The sequence below is a fragment of the Sporosarcina sp. QA0331 genome, assembly GCF_055808055.1.
This window is the reverse complement of the sequence record NZ_CM147850.1, coordinates 901,555-914,289: the sequence shown is the minus strand read 5'-3', so window position 1 is coordinate 914,289 and position 12,735 is coordinate 901,555. Positions and strand designations below refer to the sequence as shown.

At 45.6% G+C, this 12,735-nt stretch carries 8 protein-coding genes; all 8 read right to left on the bottom strand.

Annotated elements, in window-relative coordinates; all coding sequences use genetic code 11:
- Positions 1-8: 8 nt before the first annotated feature.
- Positions 9-215, bottom strand: coding sequence for a hypothetical protein (locus tag AC0L13_RS04365; RefSeq protein WP_473644345.1), 207 nt, complete (start codon positions 213-215; stop codon positions 9-11).
- Positions 216-244: 29 nt separating this feature from the next.
- Positions 245-1,177: a type II secretion system F family protein gene (locus AC0L13_RS04360; RefSeq protein ID WP_473644343.1), complete on the bottom strand. Its 933-nt coding sequence runs from the start codon at positions 1,175-1,177 to the stop codon at positions 245-247.
- A 4-nt stretch (positions 1,178-1,181) separates the two neighbouring features.
- Positions 1,182-2,108: a type II secretion system F family protein gene (locus tag AC0L13_RS04355; protein ID WP_473644341.1), complete on the bottom strand. Its 927-nt coding sequence runs from the start codon at positions 2,106-2,108 to the stop codon at positions 1,182-1,184.
- Entirely contained in the window at positions 2,102-3,454 is a 1,353-nt protein-coding gene (locus tag AC0L13_RS04350; protein WP_473644339.1) for a CpaF family protein, read from the bottom strand. Before AC0L13_RS04350 ends, AC0L13_RS04355 begins: the two co-directional genes overlap by 7 nt.
- Before the next feature lie 13 nt (positions 3,455-3,467).
- Positions 3,468-4,637 carry a CpaE/TadZ family protein gene (locus tag AC0L13_RS04345; RefSeq protein WP_473644337.1) on the bottom strand — a complete coding sequence of 390 codons (1,170 nt, stop codon included), beginning with the start codon at positions 4,635-4,637 and terminating at the stop codon, positions 3,468-3,470.
- A gap of 24 nt (positions 4,638-4,661) precedes the next feature.
- On the bottom strand, positions 4,662-5,459 hold the full coding sequence (locus tag AC0L13_RS04340; protein WP_473644335.1) for a CpaB family protein: 798 nt from the start codon (positions 5,457-5,459) through the stop codon (positions 4,662-4,664).
- 484 nt (positions 5,460-5,943) lie between these two features.
- Complete coding sequence (locus tag AC0L13_RS04335; protein ID WP_473644333.1) at positions 5,944-10,470, bottom strand: endonuclease; 4,527 nt, start codon at positions 10,468-10,470, stop codon at positions 5,944-5,946.
- Positions 10,471-10,795: 325 nt separating this feature from the next.
- Entirely contained in the window at positions 10,796-12,538 is a 1,743-nt protein-coding gene (locus AC0L13_RS04330) for an AAA family ATPase (protein WP_473644331.1), read from the bottom strand.
- Positions 12,539-12,735: the final 197 nt, after the last annotated feature.

Genomic DNA, 12,735 nt, shown 5'->3' with positions numbered 1-12,735 from the left:
TTGTTTTATTAACCTACCATTCCTTTAATCTTTGTAATGATACTAGTAACCAACTCACCGATTGCTCCTTTTTGATCACTTAATGCTGTTGAAATGATACCCAACACCAAAATAAGCAATGCCGCAATCCCTAACCACTCCAACGATTGTGCTCCTTTTTCATTCTTTACAGGAAACATCATTTTCGTCCAAGCCATCATCAATTTTTCTTTCATCTTCAATTCTCTCCTTGAATAAATGTATTTTAGTTGAATAACTCAAAAATCCCTTTGTTCTGGTTGAATATATTTATAATCATCAAGCCTCCGATTAGGACGAGGGCAGAAGGCAACACGAGGAAAGTAGTCACAAGCGTTACTTTCGGCGATGCTTTGGCAGCCTTCTCCTTGATCAATTCTTTCTTTAGCTTCCTCATCTCTTCGGCTTGTTGTTTAAACGTGTCTGCAATCGGAACACCGAGGCGCTCCCCTTGCAACAATGATTTAATTAAAATCTGAAATTCTTTGCTGTCATTCCGTTCGAGCAATGATTTATACGCTTCCGACCGCGGAACCCCTACACTCAATTCCTGAATGAAACGACCGAACTCCTCTTTGACGGGGCCTTCGAAATAATGCACGATGTCGCGAAGCGCCTGGTCCATTCCGACCCCTGCCTGCAGCGTGACACTCATCGTATCGAGGAAGTCGGGAAGCTGGTAGGAAATTTCCTCTTGTCTCTTCTGCGCCTTGGATCTGAGCCAAAGGACGGTTCCGCCAAATCCCGCAATCGGCATAAGAATAGGCATGAATTGAGAAAGCGGAAACCCGAGGATGAATAAAATCCCCCCGATGAAAAATCCCGCAATCAGCATGAAGATTTTTAACCCCTGGAATCGGGCAACCGTTAATCCGTACGGATAGCCAGCTTGAATAAGATACTTTTTCACTTCAATATTTTCACTGAAGAAGTTGACACGTTGCCCAAGGTCGGAAAAGTCGTCTGCGAACTTGAACAGCTTTTCCAATACTTTCTCTTTCCGCGATTTCTTTTTACGGATCCACGTTTCGATATAGGCGGACTCGTTGATTTCTTCGCGTAAACTTCGTTTTTCATTCAAATAGACGTAGTACGCACGCAATGAGATTCCGATTGTTGCTACAACTAGAAACGTAAATAATGCAATTATGCCATCCATTCATTCACACCCTGATATTCGTAATTTTCCTGACGATGACAAATGTCAGGACGGTCCCGAAAAGGAAGAACGTCAACAGGATCAAGCCGATCCCTGAAAATAAAGGATCGAGGAAGCCGTCGATGATGTTGTTCATCATGAGAACCAAGAAGATCGGGATGACCGGAACGAGCGTCGAGACATACCGTTGTTCCGCAGTCATCGTCTTCACTTCCTGCTTCAATAATTTCCGTTCGTCTAGCGTCTGGCTCATTTCATCTAAGACTGCGGACAAGTTACCTCCCGCTTTTTTTTGGATGAGCATCGTTGCTGCGAACAATTGGAATTCCTTATGATCAATCCGTTTTTCCATCGTTCGAAGTGCCGTTTGGAATTCAATGCCCAATGATAGCTCATGGGCCATCCGTTTGAACTCCCTTTTTGCCGGCTCATTTATTTCCTGCGTGACGAGCTGAATCCCTTGATTCAACGTCATTCCTGAACGAGTCGAGTTTGCGAGTATCCGGCAAATTTCAGGCAGTTGGTCGATGAGCATCTGCTTCTTCTTGTTCTTTCTGAGCAGGAATAATAGTCTTCGCGCTCCTTCAACAAGCAGCATGCCAACAAGTAAAGCTGGAACCAAATCCAAGTTGAACAAGTTAACAAGCAAGAAAATAATACCCATATACCCGACAATGAGAGCTCCAAAGAACTCTGACGGGGTGAATGGAATGTTGGCGTCTGCGAGTTTCGGCTCCAATTCCTTTGCCGTCTCCGTCTCATCGAATTTCGTACCGATTAAGATAATGACACTTTTTCGCTTTTCACCATCCAAATAAAACTGCTCGACTTCCTTCCGCCACTCTCTCTTCGACTTTCGGTAATCCAGCAAGAAATAGACTGCGATCAGGAATATGAAGACAGTCGCAGCGGCAACGAATGCTGCTACCATGTCGCAACCTCCTCTTTCACTCGGAAGTCCGACTTATCCATATGGATGCCGAAAATCTTGAGGCGATCAAGGCAAGCAGGGATTTCGCCGGTTGCTGTGAAGTGTCCAAGGACTGTCCCGTCTTCCAGCATCCCGGTCCGCTTGAATTTAAAGATTTCAACAATACGAAACGTGCCATCCTCTTCATTTTTCTGCACTTCCGAAATCGAGATGATTTTCCGCGTACCGTCCGTTAAGCGAGTCGCCTGGATAATGATATCAAGCGCTCCAACGATGTATTCACGAATGACAGTCGATGGTAGATCCATTCCTGCCATGATGACCATGGACTCAACACGTCGCATTGCGTCAGCAGGCGAGTTAGCATGCACTGTCGTCAAGGATCCTTCATGGCCCGTATTCATGGCCTGGAGCATATCGAACGCTTCCCCGCTTCGGACCTCTCCGACGATGATTCGGTCTGGACGCATCCTTAGAGCGTTACGTACGAGATTTCGAATTGTTACTTCCCCACGGCCTTCCACGTTCGCTGGCCGCGCTTCCATGCCAACGACATTTGGCCGATCGAGGCGTAGCTCCGCAGAGTCTTCAATTGTAATGACCCGTTCGCCATGCGGAATAGCTGTAGCGACGACGTTCAATAATGTCGTCTTCCCTGAGCCCGTACCGCCGGAAATAAGGGTGTTCATCTTTCCTTTCACGACGCCTTGCAGGAACTTTGCCATCGTTTCATTCAAGGAATCGAATCTGAGCAGATCCTCCATTTGGAAAGGCTCTTCCCGAAATTTCCGGATGGAGACCAATGTCCCTGATAAGCTGACAGGCGCGATGACGGCGTTGACACGGCTGCCGTCGGGCAATCTGGCGTCAACCATCGGGGAGCTTTCATCAACACGTCTTCCTAATGGGGCAACGATACGATCGACGATATGCCTGACGTGTTCATCGTCCCTGAAAGCGACATCCACCATTTCAAGGCGACCCGTTCTTTCGATATACACTTCATCGAATCCGTTGATGAGAATTTCAGTTATCGTTGGATCTTTGATGAGCGGCTCCAGCGGCCCGTATCCGACCGCTTCGTCGAGAATCCTTGTGATCAACAGATCTTTATCATTCCGTGAGATGATCACTTTCTCTTCGGACATGAAATGGGAGACATATTGTTCGATTCGTAGACGCATTTCCCCAGATGACAATTGGGTTAGCGCCTCCAGATTCGTATCCCTCAGCAATCTCGCTTTGTAATGGTCGACCAATTCATCGACGAGATGATTTTCATACTTGTAATTCGTTGAATTCTGTTTTGCCAACTTCTCTTTGCGCCGTTCGAATAAAGAGCTCATCCTTCACCACCTCCTACTGCTTTGCGACTTGACGGGCGAATTTCCGAATATCTTTTGCAAACGGGATCAGTTTCCTTTCCTTGGCTTGCTTCCGTATTGGCTGCCCCTGATTGATGAATGATTGAAGACCTTTTGTATCCTGTCTGATCGAAGCGATAATTGGGTAGCGCAATACATTTTTCAAATCCTTCTGTTTCACTTCATAGTTCTTCGATAATTTATTCAGAGCGATTTCCATCCTGCTCGTAAGGACTAGCCCAAGTCTTTCGGACAGCTCCTCGTATTGCTTCATGATTTTCAATGAAGGAGTGTCCGGAGTAAGTACATAATAGATTTTATCCGACTCCTCCATCGCTGTTACGACAAGTCCATTGATTGAGGAAGGCAAATCGACAACTACATAATCGAATGACCTCCTGCACGTTCTGAGCAGCCTTGCGATGAATTCCTCATCAAGCGTTTCCAGTATTTCCGCATCACACGGACTGATCAGCACTTCCATTTTGGAATGTTCCTGCGTTTGAGAGACGTTCCTGATATGGCTTTCATTCAACTCTTCAATGACCGGTTGCAAGTCTGCAAGCGAGCGGTTTGATTCAATGGAAAGCAACGTTTCCACACCTCCGAACTGCCCATTCAAATCGATGAGTATCACTTCCGCAGATGACTCAAGCTTCATCGTCTGGGCAAAGGAAGCGGCAAGTAATGAACAACCGCTTCCGCCCTTCCCGCTATAAAATGAAATGATCTTCCCTCTTCCCCGACCGAAAGTCGGTGTAGCCGATTCCTCGTTCTTCGTTTTTTTGGCAGCATAGCTTTTGACGATATTCGGGAATCTGCTTGAGAAGAGGCCTGCCTCTTCAGGAAAGACGAAGAATTCATCAGCACCAGCCCTCGTCATATTGCGAAGTAAGCCGAAGTCAGATTCATTCGCAATGAACAGGATGAGTGCATTCGGATTTATGATTTTCAACATTTGAACGACTTCGACTGATGTATCGGTATCCGTTTGGCCAAAAATGACGATATGCGCCATTTCCCGGTTCATTTCCCTCACTGCTTCGTTCGAACGTACACCAATGACTTGTTCCGACCTCGTCTCAGCAATGGTCTTCAACTGCGACATGAGTGCTTCTTCATCGGAGACGATCATAATATTCAATTTATTTTCCAACTGCCTCACCCTTCGATAAGTGACTGTTCACCTTTATTCTCCTGAATCTTCCGTCTTTTGTTCTGTTGATTGCTCCGTTTTATCGGTAATGTCTTCTTTATTCTCTGCTTCTTTTGCAGTCGAACCTTCCGTCTCACCTTCAGGCTTTTCTTTCGGTTCTTCCTTCACTTCCGATTTTTCCTCAACTTTGGAAGTCTCTACTTCGTCTCCAAATGACGAAGCCTGCCCGACGTTTGCCTTCAAGACACGGATATGTTCTGCGTAATTTTGCATATGTATTAAGGTCGGTGCCTCATCAGCCGTCACTTCCACTGCGATGCCGGAGAAGCTGTCATTCGTCCCTTGCGCAAACGCGACTAACACGTCTTTCATGAAGACCTCTGTCTTTTTCTTCCCATTGTTATTTGTCGATACGATGATATCGACGCGATCCAAAGCCGTCAGTACTTGATCGAACTGAATCTTATCCGTCCGATACATCGTGACGAGGCGATTGTTGGCATCTTGTAGATTTGAAACTGGTTTGATCATGTTTTTCGTAATGATATCCCCTGGATTCAATGGAACGATTGATACTTGATGTTCGAATTCATCAGCGGAAAGAATATGGCTGTCCGTTACGAACTTATTAGGAATATCCATTTTCGTCACTTGTGAAGCTTCAATCGGTGAACGGGAAGGAATCGACCCTTTCGCAATATAAATCGATGTCATGCCCCCTAATTCAGCATTCAATTCTTTGACCTTTTCCAGCACGAGATAACCTGTCACAGCAGCTAATATGAAGGCCAATATTAAAAATATAGCTGCACGTCTCTTAGCCTCTAACATCCCAATCCCTCTTTCATCCTAACGAAATCGAGAAACCTTCCGTCTCTTTTCCAATTGGTAGATTCCTATGTTCATAATTAATATCATTGTGACGAATGTATGTCAAAACCGTGACGGATGCACTCGAATTTCGCTAAGACAATAGTCATTGGACCAAAGGGAAATGGTGACTTAGTAAGATTTACCAAAGGCATTTCACTTGTAATCCAATAATGAAAAACAAGGTCGAATAGCATAAATTTTATTGCGTTCCGCAACTAATGAATCATTTTCCATAAATTGAAAATCTAGAATTTAAGATATTTAATTTCGAGACTATGGTAACGCTGGATAAATTGCTTTTTTCATATGCTAGAAGGATTCTTATCGTTATTTTTGTATAGGAATGTAGCTACAGGTGCTGGAAGTATAAATGAAATAGTGAAGTACTTTTAGAGGAACAAAAAAGGACCAGAGTATGTTGCTCCTCTGGTCCACTACTTCATTAAGATGCTTTTTTCAGATTGGTAGAACCGGAAGTTTGCCAGATTGACTGCACCCATTCCGGATGGTCGATGAAAGGATTCCGGTTGCCTTGAATTGGCTCGATTACATCATTTCTGTTCATTTCAAATGCATCTACAGGGTCCATTTCATGCCATTCCAAGAGTACGGAAAGCTTGCCATGATAAGGATTGTTGCCGTTGTTGAGCAGTTCATTCAATTCCAAATCAACACGGTCTCCCGCTTCGTAACGGGTTGCCATATAGAATAGCATCCTTGCTACATCACCTTTCACACGATCTGGCGGCTCCCACGAATTGGCGGTTTTGAAACATCCATCACAGCCCTTCACCGAGCTGCCGCCATAATCGAAATCCAAGTTGCCGCGTGCACTGTTCACTTGGACGTCGGTCGGACGCAAATGGTGGATATCTGTTCCTGGCCCTTTGCTCGTGCCAAAGTCGCCATGTGATTTCGCCCAAACATGCTCCCGATTCCAATCCCCGACATTTCCACCGTTCCGATCTTTGGAACGGGGTTCACCTGAATAGAACAGAATAACGTTATTCGGGTTGTTAGGATCTTTATCCGTTTCCTTCAACGCTTCCCACACTTCCGCATAGGATAGCTGGCGGTGATCGGAAATGATATCGTGAAGAGCCGCCTTCAATTCCTGCCCTTCTTTGCCAGTTGCATTTTTATAATAGCCATCCGCAGGCACTTCCTCTTTTGTGACAGTGACTGAGAAGCTTGCCGTTACGGATTTATCCCCGTCTTTCGCCGTCACCCCGACGATGTGCGTGCCTTCCTCCAATTGTAAAGTCAAGATGTTCGTATTTAGATCGACTATCCCTTTCGTCGCAGAAAATGTCAGCTTGTCGCCGTCCGGGTCACTGAAATATTCGGAGAGAGCGATTGAAATCTTCTCGCCGACTTTTGCTTGCTTATTCGGAATCGGTTTCGTGACAATAGGCGCGGTGTTTACTACAGGCACACCAATCCGCTTACCTTTCGAGTTGTAGAAAATGATGCCGGAAGGGTCTGCGCCTTTGACAAAATCAATCCTCTGAATATTTTCAGCGCCTCTAATTTCGAGAGGATGTGTGCCTTCTACGATTACATGGCCCATTTCCGTCCCTTTCATATCGACGATCAAACCTTTTTTCTTCGGCTGCAAAATGACGGTATTCGTTTTAAATCCTTCACCCGTCAGCTCTGCATAGTCCCCTTTCAAGTACATGCCATCCTTCAATGATGACTGCGCGTCCATATAGACAGAGACACTCGGCTCAGCAATCATAATTTGTTTTTTATGTTCATTGATGAGATTGTAAACTTTTTTAATCGGAACAGGTTCCCAAACGACTGGAGCTTCGAAGCCGATTTGCACCATGACAGGATCATGGTCACTTGCACGTCCCGCCATGTCCGTAAAGTCTGCGTTTATGTGTAAAATGTCAATTTCTGTTTGATCGACCAAGTTATTTGACACTAAAATATGGTCGAGTACTTGTGAATTTCCTTGATAGACGTACGAATAGCGGTCAGCCGGTTCGACATGGTTGATCATATTCGTCATCAAGCTTCCTTCGTGGATTTTCAATGCATCCGCAAATTGATAGTCATTGAAATCTCCAAGGGAGACGATATTCGCTTCCGGGTTATCTGTTTTAATTTCAGTAATGAAATCATAGACAAGCTGTGCAATCTGTTTCCGCTGCACTTCACTTCCATAGACCGGCGGCTGAATAGATCCGAATAAAGGAGTATCCCCTGTTTTGGAATTCCAATGGTTCACGATTGCGATGACCGACTCGCCTTGGAAATCAAATTGCGCAGTGAGTGGCTTCCGGCTGCTGTTGAACGCTGGATCATTCGGAGCGATGCGTCCAGGATTAAGCGTCAACTTGCCATTCTCATAGTGAGCAGCTGTCGTTGCATCCCCACGCGGATTGCCTTCCGTCAATGAAACGCGTGCAGGATTGTAAAGGAAACCGACGCGGATATTCGCGTTTGGCTGTCCGCCATCCTCATTGTTTATCGGATCGATATTGACATACTCATACTGGACACCGCCCGCATCAACAATCGCTTGGATGAGGCGTTCATAGCTTTCATTCGCACGGGAATCGCCTGCGTCCGGTCCATTATTATCCTGTACTTCGGTCACGCCGATAATGTCAGGATTTTGCATGTCCTGTACAAATGCTCGAGCTAATTTCTTCGCTTTGTCATTTGAAGTCGTTTTTGTATTGTTCGAGAAGTTCTCCAAGTTGTAGGAGGCGATCGTCAGCTTCTCATCATCTTTCTCAATCGTCGTCTTCTCCGGAACCGCTGCACCTTTCGAATGCGCTTGCTGCATGTCACTCAGAGAAGTGTAGATTTTGTAGTTTTGGAATGAATAGCCGACTACTCCTCTAATCGGTCCTTCGAATCGGTCTCCTGTTGCGACTTCGAAATCACGTGCCGGCCCGTTCGGCTCGAGTCTGAATTGGACCCGCTCTGCATTTTGATCATTTTCCTTGTAAAGAAGTCCCCCATGTATAGTTTCTGTTGCGGTATTTTCGAACACCGTTACAAGGTCGCCATGTTCCTGAGGCGCTACCGCTTTCACATTGCCGACTTCTACGAGCATCGCTTCACGGCTTTCCCAGAAATCCGCGGCATATTTCGTCGGATCGAATTCAGCTAACTGATGGCTGGCAATTTTCTCTTGTGGCAAATTCTCTTTATTGATATTGAATGGCGTTGGAAGCGGGACATTGCGCTCAATAATTCGTACATTACCTCCACGGTCGTCACGGACGTTGATCTGTGTCGTCTTCAAGTCCGTTTCCTGGCGGTCCGCATACCCATCGATCGCATATTCGCTAACTGTTCCAGTGACAGAAACTAAATCTCCTATCGAAAGATTCCAAGCATCCCTGCCACTATACAATACGATCGCTTCGGACGTATTCAAATCGCCGTCTCGCTTATCATCGGGAGTTTGGATATGATAATATGTCGAGCCGTTCAGCTCATACTTGTATGTGACAATCCCTTCAATGCCTTCCACAACTTGCCCGTCAAATGGAGAGGTATGTCCTTCTCCTTGTATATCATGGATTTGCAGGCTTTCCGTAATGACATACGTGAATGTCGATAGGTTGCCAAAACGCCCATCATCCGTTTTCACGACTGCCTTCACTGTCGTGTCTTCATGGATATTAATCGGCGAAGCATACGTTGCTCCGTTTTCAATCGGATTTGTTCCATCCAATGTGTACAGGATTTCCGCACCAGGCGTAGATGTCGTCAAGGAAACCTTCACACTTCCCACGAACGTTCCGCTAGCTGGATTCGCATTGACGGGTTGGATGACGGAGCTGTCTACTATAATATCCAACGTCGAACGCGGTATGATCTGATAATCATTGTCGAACTGCTGGACGATTCCAGTGATCGAATCATAAGCTGTACCGACAGTGAGGCCTAATGACGCTGTCTCATCACGAACGATGAATTCACCTGTTCCATCTGTCGCTGTAAAATTCGCCCATCCGCTGCCGGCTTGTTCATCTGTTAGTATGGCGTTATTTACAGTGACAAGTTGCGATTCTGTAGTTTCACCGACTTCTGATCCTGTAATGATAATAGGTTCAGGAGTTCCGGCACCTTCCGTGACATCAATAATCGCAGCGCCATCCAACTGCAGCAAGCCACGGTAATCGGCAAGCGCTCCCGTTAATGTGACTTCGTCACCGACTTGCACATTCAAACTTGTCGGCCTGACAGCGATTCCACCCGTTCCATCTTGTACCGAAATCGTATTCTTCAATTTGGCCGCAACAGTACCTTTGATCGTTACCGTTTCTCCAAGTGCCTTGGTGCGCGCATCTCCGATTGTTGAAATGTCCCCCGGCTCTTCAGGCTCTCCCGGTTCGCCAGGTTCTGATCCGTTCATTTCATGTGCACCTAAGTAATTGAATGTATCTTTCGGATAAGCCGTCCACTCATCACCACTGTTAAATGCATCCTCTGTATTCGTATCTCCGCTCATTATTGAAGCGTTCCGAACGAGTGTCACATCCGTGCCCCAGTTTGTCCGCACCCCGACTTGACCGAATGAATCAATAGTTGTGCTTCCTTTTTTGAGAACGAGCGCATCATCTCCATTGAAATTAATGACGCTCGAGTTTTCAAGATTTCCTTTGTCCTTTATTTCCGAAGCCGCATCACGATGGTATAAAACATACGTTTCACCATCACCCAATGTACCTGACAACGCCAATTTCGCAGTAGCCGCCGTAGCACCGTTCGCATACAATTCTAACGAATAATTACTCAAATCGACGGCTTGTCCCGATCCGTTATAGAGTTCAACCGCTTTATTAAAACTGCTGCCCTCAACATATTCGGAAATAATCAGATCCGTTGCCCCAGACTCCGCATTTGCAACGGCAGGAATTGACGGTACAACCACCGTTGTAGCAAGTCCAGCCGCCAATAAAGCATTCAAACGCTTCTTCCACCTTTTACTACGCATGAAACCATTCTCCCTTCATCATTGAAAAATATGGTGAACTGCGTGAAGATTGACCGCGAACCGCTCCCTTTCCATAAAAGTTTGATAGATTAATAGACTGCACTCCTATCGTACCATTGCGTCTATGTCGAGACCATGCGACTTTTCTCAATATTTCGCTATTTTTATATCAAACTTTTGACACGTTTTTCTTGGATGGATTTGTGAGATTAGGCGCAATGGCAACAGTTAGGTTAGTTTTTATGGAGTGTTTTAATTGCCACGGGTAAATTCATTTTATTCCATAAAAAAACCCCTAGCCCCGAAGGACTAAGGAGTGCTTCAATCAATACACGATTACTAACTCTTTTACTTCTTCTACACCTTTACCATCAACAATTTTCTGCACTTCAGAGCCGTCCAATGTCTCCTTTTGGAATAAGACATTGACCAATTCCTCGAACTGCGCGGCATTTTCCTGAATGAGCGTTTCGGTTTTTCGCAACGCTTCTCCGAAGAGAGCTTGCATTTTTAATTCTTTTTCACCTTTATTGAAGGTCAGCATGAACCCATCTTGAAGCAAGCCCGTGTCTACCATCCGCTCGATAATATCCTTCGCCTGCTGCACATCTCCACTCACGCCAATGCTATGCTCCCCAAGATATAGCCGCTCTGCGACGCCTCCTGCTAGAATCATGCTCACTTGATCGAGCAACTCGCTTGCTGTCTGCAAATGTAGCTCCTTCTGAATCGGAGCCACATAACCAAGTGCTTGTCCGCGCGGAATGATTGTCGCTTTACGGACAGAGCCCGGTTTTGTGATAGCAGCGATTAACGCATGGCCAGATTCATGAATAGCAACTCTTCTTTTCGTATCAGGATCGTTCAGTGTACGTGATGTACTTCCAAGAATCGTCCTGTCGATTGCGAAATCGAGGTCTCCCTTGCCAATTTCTTCGCGGCCATCACGAATTGCCCGCTTGCTCGCCGTTTCAAATAAAGAGCTGAGCTCCGCACCTGAAAATCCCGATGTGCTTTCAGCCAATACATCAAGTGAAGCATACACTTCTTTCGCCAACAGTCGGCCTTTCGTATGGATGTCGATAATTTCACGACGTCCATGCGTGTCCGGAAGTGGTACATTGAATGTATAATCAATACGACCCGGACGAAGGAACGCTTCATCTAGCATGTCTTTACGGTTCGTCGCCGCGATGAACAAGATCCCTTCATTATCGTTGCCGCCGTCCAACTGAACAAGCAGCTCCGTCAATGTCTTTTCAGACTCTTCACCGCCATGCTCTTTCCGTTTGCCTGCAAGTGCGTCTACTTCATCGATAAAGATAACGGCCGGACGATTTTTACGGGCATTTTGGAATAATGTGCGCACGCGTGAAGCGCCGACCCCGACAAACAGCTCCGTAAACGCAGAACCGCTGGAAGAATAGAAAGTAGCTCCAATTTCACGAGCGATTGCTTGGGCAAGCAATGTTTTTCCGGTCCCCGGAGGCCCATACAAAAGAATCCCTTTTGGCGCTTGGATACCGACTTGTGTTGCACGTTTCGGATCTTTGATGATCGAAAGCGTCTGGTGAATCTCTTCCTTCATCTCTTCCGGAAGCCCACCGATATCGTTAAGAGTAATATCAGGAAGCGGAGTCGCTTTCGAAGCTCCGTTCTTCATCGAAGAAACGCCTACCCCAAGCTTCCCTTTCTTGTGAAGAATTACCAATGTCAAAAACGCTGCTAGAATCAAACCACCGACAATCAAACTGTTATATTGGCTAGCGTCGGCAAATGTATATGAAAGATTATATTTTTCCACTAATTGTTCTGCAAGTTGGCTTTGTGGACGGACTTGCGTTACATACAGTCCATCATTCGTTTCCAAATGCAATGTGCCATCAGCCTTTTCCTTCAAGGACAACGGCTTTCCTTCTTGAGCCTGAATCGTCTTCTCAAAATCAGAAAACGACACATTCATTCCCTTATTTGCACCCGAGACATACCATCCGACACTTGTTACAATTCCAATGACCAAAACGACAAGGACGACAATCTTCGTTGCAAATTTTGAATTCGGCTTCAAGCCATCCCCAACTCCCTTAAGAAAGATATTTTTATTATATAGGAAATAGAGTCATTTAAACAACAAGAATGATGTAGAATTAGTGACAATACTATTGCGTTAACTGGCTAGCTTGCAGGTTTTATCCGTATCTATCAAATTATTCCATAATAAAAACATACTATTTTTCCAGGTAAAGATATTTCCCCCAATCGATA